This window comes from Paenibacillus sp. FSL E2-0151 (assembly GCF_037993015.1).
GTDB lineage: Bacteria > Bacillota > Bacilli > Paenibacillales > Paenibacillaceae > Paenibacillus > Paenibacillus amylolyticus.
In genome coordinates this window covers 4,872,703-4,894,719 of the sequence record NZ_CP150308.1, presented here as the reverse complement: position 1 = coordinate 4,894,719, position 22,017 = coordinate 4,872,703, and the positions used below count along the sequence as shown (strand labels likewise).

22 protein-coding genes are annotated in these 22,017 nt (G+C 45.3%); 17 read left to right on the top strand and 5 right to left on the bottom strand.

Annotated elements, in window-relative coordinates:
- The first annotated feature begins 87 nt into the window (after positions 1–87).
- Together MHI55_RS22040 and MHI55_RS22035 are read left to right on the top strand one after the other, a co-directional pair.
- Positions 88–1,608, top strand: a complete 1,521-nt coding sequence (locus tag MHI55_RS22040) for a PLP-dependent aminotransferase family protein (protein WP_340386891.1) — start codon at positions 88–90, stop codon at positions 1,606–1,608.
- An 86-nt stretch (positions 1,609–1,694) separates the two neighbouring features.
- Positions 1,695–1,952, top strand: a complete 258-nt coding sequence (locus tag MHI55_RS22035; protein ID WP_036615016.1) for a hypothetical protein — start codon at positions 1,695–1,697, stop codon at positions 1,950–1,952.
- Positions 1,953–2,053: 101 nt separating this feature from the next.
- Here MHI55_RS22035 and MHI55_RS22030 read toward each other — a convergent pair whose 3' ends face one another.
- Entirely contained in the window at positions 2,054–3,928 is a 1,875-nt protein-coding gene (locus MHI55_RS22030) for a S8 family peptidase (protein WP_340386889.1), read from the bottom strand.
- Between the two features lie 283 nt (positions 3,929–4,211).
- On the opposite strand from MHI55_RS22030, the gene MHI55_RS22025 reads away from it, so the two are divergent.
- From MHI55_RS22025 to thiI, 6 genes are all read left to right on the top strand, one after another.
- The gene (locus MHI55_RS22025; protein WP_017687263.1) at positions 4,212–4,718 is read left to right on the top strand and encodes a YpuI family protein; all 507 of its coding nucleotides are present in this window, start codon (positions 4,212–4,214) and stop codon (positions 4,716–4,718) included.
- Positions 4,719–4,883: 165 nt separating this feature from the next.
- Positions 4,884–5,102 carry a DUF1540 domain-containing protein gene (locus MHI55_RS22020; protein WP_074095869.1) on the top strand — a complete coding sequence of 73 codons (219 nt, stop codon included), beginning with the start codon at positions 4,884–4,886 and terminating at the stop codon, positions 5,100–5,102.
- Positions 5,103–5,209: 107 nt separating this feature from the next.
- Entirely contained in the window at positions 5,210–5,551 is a 342-nt protein-coding gene (locus tag MHI55_RS22015) for a hypothetical protein (protein WP_235193989.1), read from the top strand.
- A 190-nt stretch (positions 5,552–5,741) separates the two neighbouring features.
- Entirely contained in the window at positions 5,742–6,494 is a 753-nt protein-coding gene (locus MHI55_RS22010; protein WP_036674814.1) for a lytic transglycosylase domain-containing protein, read from the top strand.
- 172 nt (positions 6,495–6,666) lie between these two features.
- Positions 6,667–7,815: a cysteine desulfurase family protein gene (locus tag MHI55_RS22005; protein WP_340386887.1), complete on the top strand. Its 1,149-nt coding sequence runs from the start codon at positions 6,667–6,669 to the stop codon at positions 7,813–7,815.
- 5 nt (positions 7,816–7,820) lie between these two features.
- On the top strand, positions 7,821–9,062 hold the full coding sequence (thiI, locus tag MHI55_RS22000) for a tRNA uracil 4-sulfurtransferase ThiI (protein ID WP_036615288.1): 1,242 nt from the start codon (positions 7,821–7,823) through the stop codon (positions 9,060–9,062).
- Between the two features lie 122 nt (positions 9,063–9,184).
- On the opposite strand, the gene MHI55_RS21995 is transcribed toward thiI, so the two are convergent.
- On the bottom strand, positions 9,185–9,895 hold the full coding sequence (locus MHI55_RS21995) for a TerC family protein (protein WP_047843768.1): 711 nt from the start codon (positions 9,893–9,895) through the stop codon (positions 9,185–9,187).
- A gap of 87 nt (positions 9,896–9,982) precedes the next feature.
- On the opposite strand from MHI55_RS21995, the gene MHI55_RS21990 reads away from it, so the two are divergent.
- The 6 genes from MHI55_RS21990 to MHI55_RS21965 all read left to right on the top strand — a co-directional run bounded on the left by MHI55_RS21990 (position 9,983) and on the right by MHI55_RS21965 (position 15,754).
- Complete coding sequence (locus MHI55_RS21990; protein ID WP_340386885.1) at positions 9,983–10,642, top strand: TerC family protein; 660 nt, start codon at positions 9,983–9,985, stop codon at positions 10,640–10,642.
- 297 nt (positions 10,643–10,939) lie between these two features.
- Entirely contained in the window at positions 10,940–11,434 is a 495-nt protein-coding gene (locus MHI55_RS21985) for a hypothetical protein (RefSeq protein WP_340386883.1), read from the top strand.
- Positions 11,435–11,611: 177 nt separating this feature from the next.
- Positions 11,612–13,456, top strand: a complete 1,845-nt coding sequence (gene typA, locus MHI55_RS21980) for a translational GTPase TypA (RefSeq protein WP_036674819.1) — start codon at positions 11,612–11,614, stop codon at positions 13,454–13,456.
- Between the two features lie 298 nt (positions 13,457–13,754).
- Positions 13,755–14,051, top strand: a complete 297-nt coding sequence (locus MHI55_RS21975) for a YlaH-like family protein (RefSeq protein ID WP_036614990.1) — start codon at positions 13,755–13,757, stop codon at positions 14,049–14,051.
- A 90-nt stretch (positions 14,052–14,141) separates the two neighbouring features.
- Positions 14,142–15,203, top strand: a complete 1,062-nt coding sequence (locus tag MHI55_RS21970) for an LCP family protein (RefSeq protein WP_076250727.1) — start codon at positions 14,142–14,144, stop codon at positions 15,201–15,203.
- 98 nt (positions 15,204–15,301) lie between these two features.
- A complete protein-coding gene (locus MHI55_RS21965) occupies positions 15,302–15,754 on the top strand; it encodes a pyridoxamine 5'-phosphate oxidase family protein (RefSeq protein WP_017687276.1) in 453 nt (150 codons plus the stop codon).
- 7 nt (positions 15,755–15,761) lie between these two features.
- Here the strand turns inward: MHI55_RS21965 and MHI55_RS21960 are convergent, their stop codons facing one another.
- Positions 15,762–16,457, bottom strand: a complete 696-nt coding sequence (locus MHI55_RS21960; RefSeq protein ID WP_076250729.1) for a YhcN/YlaJ family sporulation lipoprotein — start codon at positions 16,455–16,457, stop codon at positions 15,762–15,764.
- A gap of 152 nt (positions 16,458–16,609) precedes the next feature.
- On the opposite strand from MHI55_RS21960, the gene MHI55_RS21955 reads away from it, so the two are divergent.
- A complete protein-coding gene (locus MHI55_RS21955; protein ID WP_024628438.1) occupies positions 16,610–17,944 on the top strand; it encodes a PhoH family protein in 1,335 nt (444 codons plus the stop codon).
- 221 nt (positions 17,945–18,165) lie between these two features.
- Positions 18,166–19,437, top strand: coding sequence for an extracellular solute-binding protein (locus MHI55_RS21950; RefSeq protein WP_076250731.1), 1,272 nt, complete (start codon positions 18,166–18,168; stop codon positions 19,435–19,437).
- Positions 19,438–19,460: 23 nt separating this feature from the next.
- Here the strand turns inward: MHI55_RS21950 and MHI55_RS21945 are convergent, their stop codons facing one another.
- Together MHI55_RS21945 and MHI55_RS21940 are read right to left on the bottom strand one after the other, a co-directional pair.
- Positions 19,461–20,540, bottom strand: coding sequence for a hypothetical protein (locus MHI55_RS21945; RefSeq protein WP_076250733.1), 1,080 nt, complete (start codon positions 20,538–20,540; stop codon positions 19,461–19,463).
- A gap of 184 nt (positions 20,541–20,724) precedes the next feature.
- Positions 20,725–20,961 carry a DUF2626 domain-containing protein gene (locus tag MHI55_RS21940; protein ID WP_017687281.1) on the bottom strand — a complete coding sequence of 79 codons (237 nt, stop codon included), beginning with the start codon at positions 20,959–20,961 and terminating at the stop codon, positions 20,725–20,727.
- Between the two features lie 314 nt (positions 20,962–21,275).
- On the opposite strand from MHI55_RS21940, the gene MHI55_RS21935 reads away from it, so the two are divergent.
- A complete protein-coding gene (locus MHI55_RS21935; protein WP_036674824.1) occupies positions 21,276–21,926 on the top strand; it encodes an RsfA family transcriptional regulator in 651 nt (216 codons plus the stop codon).
- Positions 21,927–22,017: the final 91 nt, after the last annotated feature.

Here is a 22,017-nt window from a genome sequence, read left to right as displayed (position 1 = left end):
TTCACTGTTATACTGATATTATAAACTATAATAGACGGACTACACTATAACAGTAAAATGAAGATCATAACAGTTGGGGGAGCACATATGCATATTGAATTAAAGCGGGGAAGCAGTACCAAATTGTACGTGCAGATTGCGCTAACGATTGCCGATCGCATCAGATCAGGACTCATTGAACCCGGAACCCGACTTCCTTCTGTTCGCAAAATGACCGCGGATTTGGGTGTCAGCCTGGTCACTGTATCCAAAGCGTATGCTGAACTTGAAGCGATTCAATTGATCACCTGCTCCCAGGGGAAAGGTTGTTATGTGAGAGGTACATTGAACGTGGATCAGATGGAGGATGTGGACCGAACGCAGCGGAACAATGCCAACAGTGAATCCGGTACGTCATGGAATTGGCAGATGGCACTGGTAGATTATTTACCGCGAGCCCAGCTCTGGAGACATTTTGATACGTCACCTCAAGTGCGGTATGAACTTCATATGTCAGCGATTCAACCTGAACTGTTGCCTACACGAGAGATTATCGATAGCGCCTACCGACTCTCCTCTGATCATACAGAGCGTATGGCAGCTTACGGATCTTTTCAGGGGGATCGGGAGCTTAGACAGATCTTGGCCGAACACTTTGCCGAGCGTGGACTACAGGCTGTACCTGAACGCATGTTAATTACAAGTGGTGCTCAGCAGGGGATCGATCTTGTGGCACGGACTTTTGTCGGACCTGGGGATGTTGTGTACATGGAGGCACCAAGCTATACCGGAGCCATTGATGTATTTACGAGTAGAGGCGCGAAGATCATTACGGTCCCGATGGATGACGAAGGCATGCGTATTGATCTGTTGACCCGATTATGTGATACCTATCCGCCCAAGCTGATCTATACGATCCCGACCTATCACAATCCAACAGGTATCACGATGAGCGCAAGAAGACGAGCACAACTTCTTAATCTCGCGCAAAGTTACCACTGCCTCATTCTGGAGGACGATCCGTTTGCAGATCTTTATTTTCGGGACCCTCCCCCGGCCTCAATTAAATCGATGGATGGGACAGGTCATGTCGTATATATCAAAAGCTTCAGCAAGGTGTTGTCTCCCGGTTGCCGTATAGCCTGCGCCATCGCAGACGGAAGTGTATTGACCCGGCTTGTGGCCGCGAAATCTACGGCGGATCTGGGGAGTCCGCTGCTTACACAAAAGGCACTGCAATCTTTCATTCAGAATCAGTACGGTGCCTATGTATCCCGATTGAGGGATGAATTGTATTCTCGCTTGTGTGCAGCATCTGAAGTGCTGGAAGAGCATGCTACTTCGGGCATGCAATGGCGCTTGCCAGAGGGAGGACTCAATCTGTGGCTCCAACTTCCGAGTAACTTGGATATGCGTGAGTTGCATCATCAGTCACTTGCTGCAGGGGTCTCTTTCCTCCCTGGTTCCGCCTGTTATGTAGGGGAGATGGATACACCAAGTCTGCGTATCTGCTTCACTGTAACAAACGTTGAGCTTTTGTGTGAGGGACTTCGTGTACTGTGCCAAGTCATTGACAGAGTAACACCTGGGCAGGGTGGGACAGTGGCGGACAGGCTACCGCTCATATAATTTTTCGGACTATGGACATACATCCAATCCACTTTCGATCTGTTGCAATAGGTTATAGTATCACCAGAAAGGGAGTTGGTTTTGAAATGAACCATTACTGTCCACCGCTTTGCCCGATTGTCTGTGACCCGATCCAGGTTGTTGAGGATTATTACATCCCACAAATCGTGCCTGTAATCCACCCGATTGAAGTGATCAAAAAACATCACTGTGTTCCGATTCATCACCACATGTATCCTGTTGTTGTCAAAGAAGAAGACCCTTGTTATGTATCCAGCCATAATCCGAAGAAAAAATCCGTGAAAAAATCAAGCAAAGCCCGCACAACTTCTCGCAAACGCTAATCGCAGCGGGTGCCCCGGGGAATTGGATATAAACCAAAAGAGCAGCGTACGCCCCGGGGCGCAGCTGCTTTTGTAATTTTTACAGATTATCCTCATTACGCTTACTGCGTATACTTTTTCATCGTATTATCCATTTGTTGTCTGACATGTTGCGGCCAGAACTGCAAAGGAGCGCTGTTGCCTGATGCTGCTTGCAGTGCCTTATAGACATCGATTTGCCCATAGCCGAAATACTTATCGTGACCCGGATCACCGAGGTCAATAACACTTTGGCGCATCAAATCCATCACCTCCGTGTTGGTCAAGTCCGGGTTCAACGAACGAATCAAACCTGCAAGTGCGGCTACATGAGGGCTAGCCATGGACGTTCCAGACAAGGCCGCATACTGATTGTTTGGATAGGTACTGGCGATACTGGACCCCGGAGCCATCACATCCACATAGTCCCCGTAGTTGGAATAGGAAGCTTTACTCATATCCGGGTCCGTAGCAGATACGGCAAATACTTCCGGATAAGCAGCAGGGTATCCTGGACGCTCGGTATTATCATTCCCCGTAGCTGCAATCAGGACGATATCCCGGTCAAAAGCGTATTTAATGGCATCATGGAGAAATTGCGCATCAGCATAATTGCCCAGACTCATGTTGATAACCTTGGCTCCATGATCGGCTGCCCAGATGATGCCTTCGGCAACGGCATACGTGGTACCAGAACCTGAGTTGTCGAGTACTTTAACCGGTAGTACCTTGTTATACCAGCTCATGCCTGCCACGCCTTCATTATTGTTGACAATAGCGCCGATAATGCCTGCGACGTGTGTTCCATGTCCCACATCATCCATCGGTTGGCTTCCCGGCTCGACCACATTATAACCCTCAAGGAGCTTGCCCTTCAGGTCAGGGTGATTCATATCAACCCCCGTATCAACTACTGCTACGATGACATCTTTGTTTCCCTTGGTAATATTCCAACCTCTGTTTGTCTCAATCGCAGGCAGGTTCCACTGATAATCGGAGAACAAAATGTCATTGGGTATCGTTACATCTGTTTGTTCAGTTACAGTATCATTGGTTAAATACATATAGTGGGGCTCCATATAGAGTGGATTCCATTTGCTTTCGAAATAACTATGCAATTGTTTGTAACTCATGTGTTCTGACCGAAAAACATACGTGTATCCCAGCTTGCGCGCAGATTGCGCTCTCAGATCGGATTTAATGATACGCATATCCCGTTCACCGGGATCTTGGCGAAAACGGATGACGATCTCATTTTCATAAAAATGACTGGCATTTGCATTATCATGTCCAGTTTTCACTGTGATTTCGTTAAGCGTATCCGGGTGAACAGACTCAATTTTGAATTTACCCTCACGCGGATAAGGGATCATGCGGAGATTTTTGCGCTGATGTTGTTCAACAGCATTTAATACGTTCTGACTGAACAAGGCAATTACAGCTCTTTTTCCATCTTTGGAGGGTTGCCCCATAACAAAGTATTTTTCTTTTCCCAAAGGAAAAGAAGAGGATTCAAAACTTTGACGTTTGTTTACCGCTTTTTTGGCAAGGTTGAGCGAATGTTGAAGCTTCTGTTGTTCCAACTTGCTTCCTTGTGTGGAGGCGTGATCAAAGGGCTTGTTAAAAGAGCCATTGGTATTCATGAGATGAATGGATCTGATATGTTCATGTGAACTTTGGAGATCATTCACATATCGGTTAACCTGCGCAGCATTCATTGTGGCGGTTTTCTCCAGCATGATACTGAGATGTTGCTTGGCATCCATACGGGTCAGAAGATCGGTTGCTTTGACATCCTGCACTTTCAGACGCTGTTTACTCGTGTGCTCCTCATGAGCAGAGTCAGACAGGGCACCTGGCTTAGGTTCGGGACGATTGGATGTTGGAAGCAGGAGTGTCAGAGCGAGTGCTCCTGCACCAGCTGCAAGGGCCCAGTTAATCCATTTCGGTCTGGACATGGTGGATGGAACCTCCTTCGTTCATTTTGGACAATCATTAACAGTGCTTCGTCGTTGTCACTGGTTATATCTATCGTTAGAAAAAGCGGATATTTTTATGCAGGCGGGTTCGAGTCTAACTGCGTATAATAGGCATGTTTAACGGCAGAAGCGGAAAGCGTGATTAAGGGATACCGCTCGTCATCTTTTTATGGTAGGATTATAGCTGAGAATTCAAAGGTCAGGGGAAAACCACCGTTGGCCGACCTATATGTAAGGACTTATTTAAGGGGGAGCTACCTTTATGTCAGCAGCCAATGTACAGAAAACATGTGAGTCAACTAGGGAAAAGTTAAAACCGGCTATCGATCGGATTGAAAATTTTTTGAATGAGAATGCTTTGCCTGAACTGGATCAGAATCAGACGGAAGAATCAACAGCCTTCTACAAAGGATTTCTTTCAGATCTCCGTCATTTGCTCGTTTTTTCTGAAGTTTCTTACGAAAAACTTGGCGTTGTGCTGCGTCGTGCCAACTTTGATGTCGATTTTGCCGAAAAGGCTCTTTATAATACGTATCATCAATGCGTAAATAGCTTTTTCTATCCCAAAAATGAATGTTATTCCGAAGACGGAAGATACGCTTACACAGGACAAGATGCCATTCGTTTCCGTGACAAGCCAATCCGTGCAGTACGGGATGTCATTCTTGAGGTTTCCAAAACGTACGAAGAATTGCGCGATGATCTGGCATATTATGAAAGTGATTACCTGACTCAGCGCCGTATGCAAAATCAACGGAATCACGCCTAATTAACGTTTAAACCTGAATATGAAATTGGACGAAACCGCCCTTGTGGCGGTTTTTTTGTGTTTTTAGTGAGAATCAGACGAGGTGTGATCATGTCATCATCTGGCATTTTGACGGGGAATATCAGGTTTGTGGCGGGGAGACAATAGTAGTCGAGGTGATAAAAAATGAGCCAAGACAAACCAATTGTCAAATGCAGCGTCTCCAACTGCAACTTTTGGGGAGAGAACAACTTCTGCCACGCTGATGCCATCATGATTGACATCGACCAACATGCCACCCGTCGTCTGCATGAGGAATTTGCCGGTGAGACATTTGACTCCGATCACCATGATCATGCACGCACATCCTCTGCAACATGCTGTCACACGTTCAAACCCAAGTGAGCAGTCATCCCTATTCATAACGGAGGTGCTTCCCAATGAAAAATGACGATAATAAGTTTAATTTGCAGGATCGCCCTAAAATCAATGTTGACGGTGAAAAACAGCGTATGCGCGTCGATTATCCCAGAAAAGCACATCGGGAAGAATACGGGGCAGAGGTCGCTCCTCCGACTGTCGTAAGAACTGGAGGTACCGAACGGGCAGAGCCTGTACCTGAGAAGCATGAGGCAGACCGGGTCATGGAATCAACAGGCAAGGTTGCGGGTTACATGGGACTTGCCTTCGGGATCGCGTCTTTGTTTATGTGGTCAATCGTACTTGGACCGGCCGCAGCCGTACTGGGTTACTATGCCTATGTGAATGGTCGTAAGACAGCGGGAGCCTGGTCCATTGGACTGGGTGTTGTAGCTACGCTGAGTTATTTTTTCATGATTCCATTCGCTCGTTAACGTGTAAAATGATTCATTCAAAAGCCTTCTGTTCTCACCCAAATGCGGTGAATTACAGAAGGTTTTTTTCGTATATGCGCAGGTTATGTGGAGAGATTCATATATTTTTTTGAAAACAATGGAACCTTGCTGTAAAACGATGTAGAATAAGGTCATAATACGCTTAATTATACGGGAGTGGGTATAACTCATGCAGATTGATCCAAGCGGATCGCGGCAGTTGTTGGAACTGCAATTGTCCAATGTGAATAACCAAACCAGTGGATCACAATCGGATGCTGGTTCAACAGTGGATTTCGCCAATGTGATGGACGGGCTGTTAGGTACGGGTGCCAATTCGACGAGCAATACAGATTCTACCGCTACGGTCTCCAAAAGATCCAGTGATGGTCTGTTGTGGCTGCAACTCGGAAGCACGTACAATCCAGATATAAATACGGCAGGATCGTCCTCTGTCTCCAATAACATCGTTGAGTCTTTATTATCTTCATCCAATACAGGAATCGTGGATTCAGGTGCATCTGTACCTACGGATTATGAATCTTTGATTGCCGAGGCAAGCGCGAAATACGGTGTTCCTGAATCATTGATCAAGGCCGTCATTGACACAGAGTCCAATTTTAACCCAAATGTGGTGTCCTCTGCCGGTGCCAAAGGGCTCATGCAATTAATGGATGGCACTGCTGCAGGGCTGGGTGTGAGTAACTCATTTGATCCTGCCCAAAACATTGATGCGGGTACGAAGTATCTTTCCCTTCAGCTCCAGCGTTTCGGTGGAGAAGTGAAGATGGCACTTGCTGCATATAATGCAGGACCAGGTCGTGTTTCACGTCTGGGCGTGTCGAGTGATAGCGAACTGATGAGTGTACTTAACCGTTTGCCTTCAGAAACACAGAATTATATCTCCAAGGTGGAGAAGGCACAGTCGAAATATGTGATCTAAACTCACAGATAGACATTTGTGAAAACACATGGTAGGCAGGATGAGATCAAATGTGGGAGCAGAAGCGCTTGAAACGCCTGTTCCCGGTTGGTCTTTTTGTGTTGTATGGGTATCGTGTTACAATGCTCACTGTAGGTTCAAGAACGAAGAGATAAGGGAGGTCTAACCTCATTTGAAATATTTTGATTATGCTGCAACCACACCTCCCCATCCTGATGTGATTCGTACGATGGCCGAAATTATGGAGACACAATTCGGTAATCCGTCCTCCATCCATGGGTATGGAGAGCGTGCCGATCAGTTGCTGCGTCGTGCTCGATCTGGATGCGCTGCTGCAGTCGGCGTTAAGCCTGAAGAGATTGTATTTACTTCCGGTGCCACCGAGAGTAACAATCTTGCGATAAAAGGTGCGGCATTACGTTATCAGTCACGAGGCAGACACATCATCACTACGGCTACCGAGCATGCCTCGGTGTACGAAAGTTTTATGCAATTGCAGCAGTGGGGATGGGAAGTGACATTAGTTCCCGTGAATTCCGATGGAGTGGTCAACGCTCAGCAGGTTGTAGACGCGATCAGGCCCGACACGGTGCTTGTAAGTCTGATGCATGTAAACAATGAAACAGGAGCCATCCATCCGATTGCAGAGATTGGCAAACAGCTCAAAAAGAAAGCACCACGGGTGCTTTTCCATGTGGATGGTGTTCAAGGCTTTGGAAAAATGAAGGCGACACCTGCCGTTTGGGGTGCAGATCTATACAGTCTGTCTGCTCACAAGATACGTGGACCGAAGGGAGCAGGTCTCCTGTATGTGCGAAGTGGAGTGGAGCTTACGCCACTATTGTCAGGAGGATCACAGGAGCAAGGCCTAAGAGCAGGCACAGAAAACGTGGCCTTGCTGGTAGGCATGGCAAAGGCCATGCGAATGGCAGCAGAAGATCAGGTTGATTTTGCCCGGCGTACAACGGTGCTCCGTGATCGATTGATGGAAACGATACGTGTTATTCCTGAATTTAAATTGAACAGTAGCCCAGAGGGTGCACCTCATATTGTGCACTTCTCCTATCCCGGGATGAAGGCAGAAGTAGCGCTGCACACCTTGGAGCAACTTGGCGTAACCATATCGACCCAATCTGCCTGTTCTTCGCGTTCGGCTGAACCGAGTCGGGCTCTACTTGCGATGGGCAGAGATGCAGCTTGTGCTATTGGCGGATTGCGTATTAGTCTTGGAGATGAACATACAGAAGAAGATGTAGCCTTGCTTGAACAGGCTTTACATCAGATGGTGGCGCAGTTGCGGCCCCTCGAAAGGCGGATGTAATGGATATGAAATATGATATGCTGCTTCTCCGTTTCGGAGAGTTTATGTTAAAAGGGAAAAATCGTGCCCGATTTGAGAAAACGATCATTACACAGGTGAAAGCTTTGCTTAAACCTTATCCAGGAGCGAGCCTTCGCAAAGAATATGGCCGTGTCTATGTGGATCTTGGCGGTGAATCACATACTGAACTGATTAAGGTGCTGAAGCGGGTATTTGGTGTGATGTCGATTAGTCCGGTTAAAGTTACTCCATCCGAGCTTGATGAGATTGTGAAAACAGCAGTTGCGTTTATGGACGAAAGGGAAGACGAATTCAAGGAAGGCACCACATTCAAGGTAAATGTAAGGCGGGTATGGAAGGAGTTCCCGAACTCTTCCCATGAAATGAACCATTTGGTCGGTTCCCCGATCCTTCGGAAGTTCCAGCAATTAAGTGTTGATGTTCGTCAACCTGATATTGAACTGCGAGTGGAAATTCGGGATCAGGGTACCTATATTTTCAACGAAACCATTCCGGCAGTAGGCGGCTTTCCACTGGGGACGAATGGCAAAGCGATGGTACTGCTATCAGGTGGAATAGACAGCCCGGTGGCAGCCTGGTCTTCCATGCGCCGTGGACTGGAAGTGGAATGTGTGCATTTTTACAGTTACCCGTTTACAAGCGAGCGCGCCAAAGAGAAAGTCATTGATTTGGCACGTGCCCTTGCTGATCATGCGGGAACAATCAAGCTGCATCTGGTTCCATTTACGGAGATCCAAACGGCATTTACCCAGCTGGGTCAGGATAATCTGATTATTACGCTGATGCGACGTTCAATGCTGCGAATTGCATCCAAACTTGCCGAGCGTGAGCGGGCACTCGCACTGATCACCGGGGATAGCCTGGGCCAAGTAGCGAGTCAGACTCTTCCGAGTATGAATGTCATTGGTCGTGCGACGGATCTGCCACTGTTGCGACCACTGGTTATGATGGATAAACAGGAGATCATTACCTTGTCCAAACAGATCGGAACGTATGACATTTCTATTTTGCCATATGAGGATTGCTGCACTCTCTTTGTGCCAAAGTCACCTTCAACCAATCCAAATCTTCGAATTGTGGATAAAATAGAATCAACAATGAGCCATCTGTCAGAATGGGTGGATCAGGCGGTGGAACAAACTGAAACGATCACACTGCACGCCGGTGAAACTTCTGTGGTAACGAATCCAACAGGAGACAATGGCATGAAGGATGACTGGTTCTAAACTCAATAAAAATTAGCATGGCTGACATAATAAGGGCTATGTTAACTGCAAAAAAGGACTGTCCGATGAAATATCGTTCAGTCCTTTGCTGTATTCAGATGAAATTGTTAGTTTAAATTAGCCTACGAATAGGAGCGTTGCTGTTCCCCACCAGATCCCTTGTGGCTGGAACTGCTGGAGCGTTTGCGATAACCTGCAAAGACTACACCTGCAATAACCACAACGATAAAGAGAATGCGCAATGCCGGATGTTCCGTAAAGTAAGGCAAGAGTCGCTGTTCCTCAGTGATCATATTGGAAGCCGTATACCCGAGAACAATGGCTCCGACATAGATGATCCAAGGAAAGTGATTAATTAGCTTGATAAACAGGGTACTGCCCCAGACGATAATAGGTACACTAATCAGGAGTCCAAGGATGACAAGCACGAGATGCTGCTGCGCTGCTCCAGCAACTGCAATCACGTTATCTAATCCCATGGCTGCATCCGCGATCACGATGGTACGAATAGCGGTCCACAAGGAAGTTCCCGCCTGGACATCATTGTGTTCATCTCCCTGATCCGCCAATAATTTATAGGCAATCCAGATCAGAAGTATGCCTCCCACAAGCAAGAGCCACGGAACTTTAAGCAACCATAAAACAACAACTGTTGCTAAAATTCGAATCAAAAGTGCGCCGCCAGTTCCATATAGAATCGCCTTTTTCTGCACGGAAGGGTGCAAGTTTCGAGCTGCGAGACCAATGACGATGGCATTATCTCCAGCCAGAATTAGATCAATAAAGACAACGTTCAGCAAAGCCAGCCAGAATGTGGGACTAAATAGCTCCATGATATATGTCACTCCTTATATACGGTTCAATCATTAAGAATAGCATGGACAACTCCGACATACAAGTTAATGTGGGGGGATGAGGACATGGATAAACTATGGCTGTTAACTGAAATTTTAATGATCAATCTGGTATTAAGTGGAGATAATGCGGTTGTTATTGCGCTTGCCAGCAAGGATCTGCCACCAATACAACGCAAAAAAGCGGTATGGTGGGGAGCTTTTGGCGCGGTGCTGCTGCGTTGTGTGTTAACCTTTGTAGCGGTATTATTGCTGGGGATTCCCTTTATCCAAGCGGCAGGTGGGCTGTTGCTACTCTGGATTGCAGTAAAGCTGCTGCTTCAAAATGAGGATGAAGTACATATTCGGGAAGCTTCTACGACCTGGAAAGCCATTCAAACCATTCTGATTGCCGATTTTGTAATGAGCTTGGATAATGTTTTGGCCATAGCGGCTTTGGCAGATGGAGATTTGGCTCTGATCGTCATTGGTATTGCAATCAGTATCCCCATCGTTGTATGGGGGAGCGGCTTAATTGTTGGTTTGTTGAAGCGATTTCCGATTCTTGTATTCGTCGGATCAGGCATCCTGGCCTTCACAGCAGGTGAGATGGTGATGAAAGACCCCAAGTTAGGAGAATGGCTGGGGGGTATGGCATCAGAGGTGCATACGCTGCTACCCGTAGCGATGGCTTGTCTTGTGGTTGCGATTGGAGGCGCACATAAATTTGTGCGTAAGAACGCATAGTTTAATTTTGGATAAAAGCTTGAACATATGACCGTCTGAACCGTCCGGTTTAGGCGGTTTTGTGGTGAGATAATACGCTTGTCAATACAACAATCATTGGGCTGGTCATAAGTTGCACATTTTAGGGTAATACAGGTAAAGGACGCACGCAAAGTGCGACATAAAGTATAGTTTTTTGCCGAAACATCGGATACACTAGAAGCATGATTAAAGGTTTGATTATCAACAGTCAGCATGGAATGCGTATCGTTTATGAAGAAATAAAGTACATAGCCATAGTATAAGAGGTGATTTTAGATGAGGATGAGAAATGAAAAAGCGATTGGACTATTTATTGCAGCTGCGGGAATTATTATTCTGCTTGGCAAGTTTGGTGTGTTTGGATTTATTGGTCGTAATTTCTGGCCTTTGCTGATCCTGCTGCCAGGCATCGCCCTTCATGCGTTATATTATGCGCGTATTTCACCATCGTGGTCACTCGTTCCTGCCGGCATACTAACGGTGTATGGTGTTTTATTCAGTATAACGAATACATGGGGCGCTGGACTTATGAGCAGACTGTGGCCAGCATTCTTGCTAGGGATCGCCATAGGGTTACTCGAATATGGAATGGCTGAACGACGAAGACCGGAATATGTGTTACCTGTGGCTTTGATCCTTGGTGCGGTGTCGATCATATTATTCGGATTTACCTTGCTGCAAACGGGAATTATCTATGTACTTGCTGTCCTTTTGATCTTGGGCGGAGTCTGGTTATTACTTGGACGAGGACGTCAAGGGAGAGGCTGGTAACATTCCCAGTGGTCTTTTCGTGCGAAATATCTTGATTTTTACCTATAATAAACTATAATATAAGGGATATAGACATGCGTCGGGATATCACCGACGCTTATTTTGTGAGTAACCTGCGAAATTGCGGGAAGTTTAAGTAGATATGATTTGAAATTGGAAAGGATATGGATACAAAACATGCATTCAAGAGAACACATTCGCAATATTGCGATTATTGCCCACGTCGACCACGGAAAAACAACACTCGTTGACAAGTTGCTCCAGCAATCCGGTACTTACCGAGATCACGAAACGGTACAGGAGCGCGTAATGGACTCCAACGATTTGGAGCGTGAACGCGGTATTACGATTTTGGCCAAAAACACGGCTATAACTTATAAAGATTACTTGATTAATATTGTGGATACACCAGGACACGCCGACTTCGGTGGTGAAGTTGAACGTATCATGAAAATGGTTGACGGTGTATTGCTCGTTGTTGATGCTTATGAAGGCTGTATGCCACAAACGAAGTTTGTACTTCGTAAAGCACTTGAGCATAACCTGACACCAATCGTTGTTGTAAACAAAATTGACCGTCCAGCGGCTCGTCCGACTGAGGTTATTGATGAAGTATTGGACCTGTTCATTGAACTGGGTGCCAACGATCAACAACTCGAATTCCCTGTTGTATATGCTTCCGCATTGAACGGAACATCCAGCATGGATAATGATCCTGCCAAACAAGATGACAACATGATGGCGATCTACAATACCATCGTTAGTCATATCCCACACCCTACCGAAAATGTTGAAGAACCACTTCAATTCCTCGTTACTTTGATGGACTACAATGAATACCTTGGCCGTATTGCCATTGGTCGTGTTAACCGCGGTGTGATCCGTCAAGGACAATCGGTAACGGTTATTATGCGTGATGGTAAGAGTAAAACTGCACGTATCGAGAAACTGTTTGGTTTCCAAGGTCTCAAACGTATTGAGACGGAAGAAGCAGGAGCAGGCGACATCGTTGCCATTGCAGGGATCAAGGACATCAACATTGGTGAAACCATTGCCGACCCTAACAACCCGGAAGCTTTGCCAGTTCTGAAAATTGATGAGCCAACACTGCAAATGACGTTCCTCGTGAACAACAGTCCATTCGCAGGTCGTGAAGGTAAATGGGTAACTTCCCGTAAACTTCGTGAGCGTTTGTTCAAAGAGTTGGAAACAGACGTTTCCCTTCGTGTTGACGAAACGGATAGCCCTGATGCATTTATCGTTTCCGGACGTGGTGAGCTTCACTTGGGTATCCTGATTGAAAATATGCGTCGTGAAGGATATGAGCTTCAAGTATCCAAACCAGAAGTTATCGTAAGAGAAGTTGACGGTAAGAAAATGGAACCTGTTGAGCGCTTGTTGATTGATATCCCTGAAGAGAGCATGGGTTCCGTAATGGAGAGCCTGGGCGCACGTAAAGCAGAGATGGTTAACATGGTTAACACAGGTAGTGGTCAAGTTCGTCTGGAGTTCCTGATTCCAGCACGTGGTTTGATCGGATACAGCACAAACTTCCTGACATTGACTCGTGGTTACGGTGTAATGAACCATGCATTTGACAGCTACGCTCCAGTAGTATCCGGTCAAGTGGGTGGACGTCACCAAGGCGTGTTGATCTCAACTGAAACGGGTACATCTACGTTCTATGGCATGATGGGCGTTGAGGATCGCGGTACGCTCTTCTTGGAGCCGGGTACTGAAATCTACGAAGGTATGATTGTTGGTGAACATACACGTGACAATGATATCGTTGTTAACATCTGCAAAGAAAAACAACTGACTAACGTTCGTTCTTCCGGTAAAGATGATACGGTTAAAATTAAAACTCCGATTATCTTCTCATTGGAACAGGCGCTTGAATATCTGAATGAAGATGAATATTGTGAGATTACACCAAAATCTATTCGTCTTCGTAAAAAGATCCTGAACAAATCCGAGCGTGAGCGTGCAGAAAAACAACGCAAAATGGCTTCAAAAGCCTAATAACAACAAAATAAACTATATAAGTTAGCATTTGATGGGCCCGGCAAGTAACGAGAGGGTTGTACAGCTAAAGTAGTGTAGGGATCAGAATCGATTCTGAAGAAGCGAAGCGCTCGCCTTTATCCACGGATTTTACCATTGAAAAATGGATCAAAAAAATCTGGGGATAACAGCGATCAGAAGAACGAGCTGAGACCGAAACGGTCACGATGCACGTACTGGCTCTCTAAGTTGCTAAAGGGAATTCCATCAATCAGTTAACTTATCCTAGCATGAACACGAAAGGAGCTGGCTGTGCATGCAAGCATGGTTCGCATCACACCCGATCGTAGCCTACATCGTCATCTTTGTATTGATTACTTACGTATATAACAAGGTGTTTCGGGTACGTCAGAAATTGCCACTTGGTAAGGAAATCGTTCTCTATATTTTGATGGCGATGGGCACATTCATGCTTCTTATTTTTCAGATCGACAAGCTGCCCATCATTCAATGTTTGCTGGTGGCGGTTGGTTTGATGTTATTAGTGAGAGTGCGTTATTTTATTGAAGGTCGTCAAAAGAAAAAAGCGGAAGCTGCCGCTCGAAACTCATAAATCCTGTCTTGTACAGACCATCCGTTTTCCTTAGGGAAAGCGGTTGTCTTTTATTTAGACAAAAACAGATGTGATAAAGGTGTTGAAGATATGAACTCAAATTCGAACGGACTGCCTCCACGGAGACAGGCACCAACGCAATCCGGTGCTTCTGGATCGAAGAATGGCAAGGGCAAGCAGCCTAAGAAGAAAAAGAGAATGAATGCTTTTGGCAGAATCCTTTTAAGTCTATTGGTTATTGCCATTGTGGTAGGCGGTGGATATGCGTACTGGGTATACAATCAAGTCGTGGATACAGGCATCGATAAACCGGTACCTCCCGGGATGTCAGCCACAACCAAACCGATCACGATGCTGTTATTAGGCACAGATAACCGTCCTGAAACTGGCACACATCTCTCGGATGTTGTTATGGTGGCTTCGTTGAATCCGGAGACCAAGACGGCAACCATTGTATCTTTGCCTCGAGACACGCGTATTCAATTGGATGGGTACAAATCCAACAAGCTGAATTCCTATTATCCAAGATTCAAAGCACAGGAAAAAACCACTGGCAAAAATGCAGAGGATCAGATGAAAGAAATGATGGGCAAGTATTTGGATGTAGATATTAATTATACAACCGTCCTGAATTTCCAGGCATTCCGTGATGCTGTCAATGCCGTAGGTGGGGTGGATGTGACTGTGGATAAAAATATGTGTTATAGAGATACAGCCGATGGTACAGATATCAATCTGGTCGCAGGCGCACAACATCTCGATGGTAAAGCAGCACTAGATTTTGTTCGTTACCGCAAATCCAATTGTAATCCAAAGACTGATGAATCCAATGACTTTGATCGTAACAAACGTCAAAACCAAGTGCTGAACTCTATGCTGGATCAGATGAAATCTCTTGGGGGCATTACAAAGATCAGCAAAGTGATTGGTGCAGTTGACAAGAATATGACGACAGATGTGGAATCGGAACAAATGAAAAACTTTATCTCAACGTATTGGAACATTTCCACTTCGGATGTGCATTATACTCCGGTTACTGGAGAGTGGAGAAGTCCATATGTGTATATTAATGAAACGGAACTCGCCAATGCCAAGCAGGCATTACAAGATACACTTTCAGGTAAAGTAACGGCTTCACCTTCAAGTGAATAACCTTCATTCTTTTGGGATTGGAAGCACGTTAATCGGTATGCTATAATAACATAAACCAAGTACAAGAATTGCATAAAGAAGGTTAGGGGGCTGGTTGAATGTCCGAAGCCGTCACACAATTAACTGAATCTCTTTTACAGCAATTCAAGAATGAGACCTTTGTGCTTCTGAGCACAGTGGATGTAGAATCCGGAGGTCCGACTTCAACAGCCATCTCCTGGATTTATGCGGAGAATGCTTCTACTTTTCGTGTAGCGATCGATCATCGTTCACGTTTAGTGAATAACATGATTACTAATCCGCTCATTACGGTAACTGTCTTTGGAGAAGAGACGGTGTACGCAGTGAACGGACGTGCTGCGGTACGACAAGATCCGCTGCTGGACGTTCCATTTAATATGTGCTGTTTCGACATTACAATTGAAGCGGTGAGGAATGCTCTGTTTTACGGCGCTCAATTGTCCTCTGTGCCTCAATATGTCAAAATATATGATCAGCGTGCTGCTGAGAAATTAGATGAGCAGGTTTTTGCTGCCATGAAAAAAGCCTAGTGAGAGATCACTGGGCTTTTTGTTGTCTTTTGTCCGATGAATGCAGCTGCTGCATTTGTTGTTTTTGATTCATGTGTTCATCCGGATTTTGACGGACTTGGACGTCTTTCGGGAGTTGAGGGATAATTCGTCCCACCATGTCAGCGAGTTCTGAAGCAAAACCCGAAATTGGGTGCCCTTGACGAATATGTTCACCAATCTCTTTAATTCGTTCAGTGACATCTGCATCAGCAGTAACGATGGAATCTATACCTTCGGGGTCTTTGCGAAGTGCTTCGGCAACAGCGTACTTAATGGTACCCACCCGAGCACGTTCCAGTTCACCATCAACATCGATGCCAACTACAGCTGTATTACCGAGTATGACGCAGTTCGCATCTTCAACACCTTCTACTTGCTTGGCAAGGGCTTTAAGGTGATTGATTCGTTTTTCATTGGGCATCCGGCCACTCTGTGCATCATCCGCAATGTTGGTATCATGGACTTCACCTGTATTCTCATTGAGACGGTCCAAACGTGAAGGATTCATCCGATCTTCCTGTGCATTGAGCATGTGAGATCCTTTCCCTTGATCTTGCTGAGTTGTTACATTTCCTCCGTAACCTTTCGCATGTGTACCTTGATTCGGCGAAGCGCTGCGTGTGGAACTGTTGCAACCTGTAAGTATAAAGATCAGAAGCAGCGTGCAAACCCATATTTTCATAAATGTTCATCCTTTCTTGGAGTTTTTCAGAATGGTTGACAATTATTTTGCCCTAGTCGAATACATTTATGTATGGGATCATGATTGTCCATGCCGCTGCTGAAAGATCACACTATTCATGCCTTTAACGACGCCGCTTTGGAGGGGATTGAATGAAAAAGATTTTTGTATTGGATACCAACGTGCTTCTGCATGACCCCAATGCCATATTTGCCTTTGAGGAACATGAGGTAATCATTCCCGCGGTTGTACTGGAGGAGATCGACTCCAAAAAAAGAAATGCCGATGAAATTGGGCGTAATGCCCGTAATGTATCCAGACTGTTAGATGGATTACGAGAGCTGGGTCACTTGCACAGTGGGGTACCTTTGGCTAATGGAGGTAACCTGAAAGTAGAGCTGAATCATCGGAGTTTCGTGAAAGTTCAGGAAATGTTTGGTGAAGTGTCCAACGATAATCGCATTTTGGCTGTCGCACTGAATTATCAGATTGAGGAGAATGAAAAGGAAGTAGTCGAACGTCAGGTCGTGCTTGTCAGTAAAGATGTACTTGTGCGTATCAAAGCGGATGTACTTGGTCTGTTCACACAGGATTACTTATCAGATCGGACGGCAGGACTCAGTGAGTTATATCCAGGTTATACGGCCCTAAAAGTTCATCCGTCAGTGATTGATGAGTTTTACACATATCGTTTTTTACCAATCAAACCGTTACAGTTGTCTTATTCGTTGTATCCGAATGAATTTGTCATTCTCAAGGATGAGATGGGAACCAATAAATCGGCTTTGCTTAAAGTGAACACAGAGGGAACAAAGCTGGAGCCGCTTTTCCTCAGTAATGATAATGTCTGGGGTATTAGTGCACGTAACGCACAACAACGCATGGCACTGGAACTGCTTTTAAATGATGACATCCCGCTTGTTACTATCACCGGTAAAGCCGGAACAGGAAAAACCTTGCTGGCACTTGCAGCAGGTCTGCTTAAGGTAGAGGATGATCATAAATACAAAAAACTGTTGATCGCTCGCCCTGTCGTTCCAATGGGGAAAGATATCGGTTATTTGCCTGGTGAGAAGGAAGAAAAACTTCGCCCATGGATGCAGCCGATATATGATAATCTGGAGTTTTTGTTTGACACCAAAAAAGCCGGAGATATCGATAAAATCCTAATGGGGCTTGGCAGTATTCAGGTGGAGGCCTTAACGTATATTCGTGGAAGATCAATACCTGGACAGTTTATCATTATTGATGAAGCCCAGAACCTGTCGCGCCACGAAGTGAAGACCATTGTATCAAGGGTCGGTGAAGGCAGTAAGATTATTTTGATGGGAGACCCCGAACAGATAGACCACCCGTATCTTGATTCTGCCAGTAATGGTCTGACGTATATCGTGGAACGGTTCAAACAAGAGGGAATCAGCGGACACATCATGCTCGAAAAAGGAGAACGGTCCAAGCTGGCACAACTTGCAGCTGATTTATTGTAAAATTCAGGGGATTTATTTCCCGGAAAATGTTGTTATTGAAGCCGGCTCCTGGAGCCGGCTTTTTGCTGAAAAAATAAGTAAGCGTTATTACACAGAACTCGATATGCTCGTATTATGCAAAAATCCGAAAAAGTGTTTTTCGGCAGGGTAGGACAAGAGTACTACTTATTTGTTACAATAATTGCTGCAGGAAAAAACTAGGTGAACAGGGAGGGAAGTTAATGAAGCGTAGACATCAGGTTGTTTTATTCGCGGTATTGCTGCTTTCGTTAACGATCTTGTCACCGAGTTTTGACTTTAGAGGTTCGCAGCTCAATCAGGAACGCGATCAGGAGAAGGATGCTTTTCCTGGGTCTTCGTCCCGTAATGAAGATGCTCAAGCTCCGCTGGAGATTGTAGTGGCCATGTCGGATGAAGAGTTTCAAGCCTTTCAAAAGATAGCCAAAGAAGTTGCTGCCTCCCAGCTGGTAGAGATTAATCTTCGGAATGAGAAGCCGGATACATATAAGCATGTTTTGGATCTTGAATTTTCACTAGGGGAGAACGGTGATGTTGTTCTGCTTGATAGTGAGGAAGTGCAATACTATGCCCAAAAAGGGTACCTGTATCCGTTAAACGGAACAACATTATCGAAGTCGCTAGGAGATACGGTAGTTGGGTTACGGGGAATGACAGAGTGGAATGGTTATCAGTGGGGAATGCCTTTTGATTTTGATCCGTACATTCTGGCTACACAATCTTCATTTCTGAAGAGAGCTGGTCTGGAGTCATTACCCCGCAATAAAGATCAGTGGGTCAAACTTACTCAACAAGCCGTTGCGGAAGGCACCCCTTTAATTACAATGAACATCAATGATATGTACGGGACAAATGCGTGGCTGAATCATTTGGAACCGAAAATGGCACCAGACCAAGTTAAACGAACACAGATAGATTCGCAAACGGGGAATCTTCAGCAGGGGATTCAGTTGATGAATCAGATTCAGCCCCTTATTAAGCTGGAGTCTACCAATTCAGAGTTCTCTCCAACTGCTGACCAGAACGGCACACCGATGGTTGTATCATTGTTATCTCAATTATTAAGTGCGGATCAAGCGAGTGCAGTTGATAAAGATTCTTTGGAGCGGATTTCTTTCGAAACCTTGGAAACCGTAAACTCCAGAAGCCTTGTTATTACTGCGGGGTCGGTTGAGGCTGAGGAGGCCAGTAGATGGATTGAAGGAATGACGTCCGCTACGACACAGCTGAAATGGTACCAACAGGTTAACCGGTTGCCCGCAAAGCAACAGGAGCTGGATATGGAGTCTGAGAAACTCGTTGGACGTTATGACATGACAAAGGGACAATCCTGGTTCCCGACCACCCAAGATGTCCCTGCTGCAACGACCGAAAGTCATGCTCTAATAACTCGTTTTCATAAAAAAGTACAACAATTCTTAAAGGGTGAAATTACAGCGAATCAATACGTAGACAGTATTAAAACAACGAATTAACTTTAAGTTCGTGTTCAACCTCTTTAAAAGGATATAGCTAGTTTTACTTCCAGTATGCCTTCACTTGTCGAAACATCGGTTGCTTTCACAAACGAGAGGATTTTCTGTGGATAGAACCCAAGGTCAAATTCTCTTTCCAGCATTCGGCGAGTGGTGTCTGGTAATTCAAGCTGGTTGAATACAAGTTTGTCCACATGAAAACGAATGGAGTTTTGCGGTTCATTTTCAACCGTATAATGTCCTTCAATGCTTAATTGCAACTGATCCCGCTGACCGGAAGCTATAATCTTATCCTGATTAAACTGAAAGGCAAAGTCTTCAAAGATTGGATTTTGGGAACGTAGAAATGCATTAAGCTCATCCTGTCCAATTCGAATCGTATACGTTGTTCCAGTCGTGGATATTCCTCCGTTTTGTTTTTGGATAAAATCGGGCAGGTTCTGCATGGCAGATGCCAATGCTTTGAAATATCGTTTCACCTCATAGATGCCGATATTCTCCCAATAGAGGGTTAATTCATCCATCAGTTTCTGAATCGCTGCCGCATCTCCGCTGGTGGCTATTTGGGCATCCACTTCTTTTTCCAAGGCGACTACACGTTCCCGCTGGTTTTGAAGATTAGTCTTCATTTCGGTTAATTCTGTTGTAGTCTGACGAATCTGAGTGGAAGTCTGTTGCAGGGTGCGATAACGGTCCTGATACTTGTCCAGCACAGCCTGATCCCGTCCGATAATAATCTGGTAATAATCATACAGTACAAACAGGTCTTTGAATGACCTGGCTCCCAGGACCGTCATGAGGAGGCTGTCGCGTTCTCCTGTGTAGTAGGACCTCACTACAGCTCCGGCCCGATCTTGCTGAATATGTATCTGCTCTTCCTGTTCCTGCAGCTGGACGGATAATGTCTCGTGTTGTTGACCCAGCTGCTTCTGCCTTTCGGTGATGCGTTCGATTTCATGATCGATTTCAACGATGGATAGACTTTTTTGTAATATCTCACGTGTATCCTCAGGTGAAGACTCTCCATAGGCATAGGCTAAAGGTAGCTGGAGGAATAAAATGATGCATAATATAAAGGCGGAAATGCCGTGTTGATGTTTCACCGATCCATTCTCCTTTCCACTTCTTAAATGACAATCGTACAGGCTTGTTGTCTTCCAGACAATATATGAAACAAATACGTGAAATATCCTTAGTGGTTACATAACACCATGAGCATTCATTTAATCTGAACACAACAAAAAAGCAACCCGACAGATATCGGATCACTTTGATGCTGCAGGTGGATTAGAGCGGCAACCCCATTTCGAATACGGTCCAGTAGCTGAACCCCGTGAATGTTACGATCATATAACCCCAGAAGAGCAATATGTACGTTCGCTCGGTAAATTTCAAGTATCCCAAAATGACAAAAAACGCAGTCTGCAGGAAAAAAAGCAAAGCCATTTCGACCAGATCTCCTGCAAAAGCCATCAGGCCAATTGCAAGCGTGAAGAACCCGAGTACCCGAAACATGCGTGCCACGGTAAATCCTCCTCTCCTAAGTACGTTCATAGATTGTCTACACAACATTATACCGGGAAAGGAAAAACGTGTAAACAAATTTGGATATGAAAGCGAATTCTTTTTTTGCTCAAAGTAAGTATAGAAGGATATGTTTTACATATGTCACGTATGAGCAAGCCTGAATGTGGAAATACATTTTAGTATGAAATCAATTCTATGAACTCTATGAGAGGCATAAGAATGAATGAAGCAGCTTTTATACCTAATTCACATACCGGGCTTCCGGTAATGCGGACGGTTATTTTAGGATGTTGTTAGGAGGGTATTATAGCATGACTGCAGTGAGACAGGATGCTTGGAGTACAGAGGACGATTTGATATTGGCTGAGGTTACTTTGCGTCATATTCGGGAAGGCAGTACACAATTGGCCGCTTTTGAAGAGGTGGGCGAAAAAATAGGCAGAACATCTGCCGCATGCGGTTTTCGCTGGAACAGTTGTGTACGTAAAAAGTATGATTCTGCCATCAGTAACGCCAAGGCACAACGACAAAAACGAAGTTATCTCAGAAAGCAACCAGCTATGCTCGGACCGCAGGTTGCAGCACTGTCTACACTGGACACTGAAGAACATCTGTACAAATCAGATGGGATCTCAGACGATTCATTATCGATGGATGCAGTAATCCGCTTCCTGCGACAATGGAAGGGAACGGTGCAGGAGAGTAGTCGTCAACTCAAGATGCTGGAGAAGGAGCTTCGGGAGAAAGAAGATGAATTGCTTGAACTACGTCTTGAGAATGACCGTCTCTCCAAGGAAGTGAATGAAGTACAGACGGATTACCGTGTGGTGAATGACGACTACAAAGCTTTGATTCAGATTATGGATCGGGCTCGCAGACTCGCATTTTTGTCCGAAGAAGAAGAGGAACTTAAGACACGTTTCAAGATGGATGCCAACGGGAATCTGGAACGAATTGAATAACAAATTCAGACGTTTGATTTGTGAAAGTCAGGTATGAACCCGCCACACCTCCGTTACACAACGGCAGGTATGACGGGTTTTTAGTTTGGTG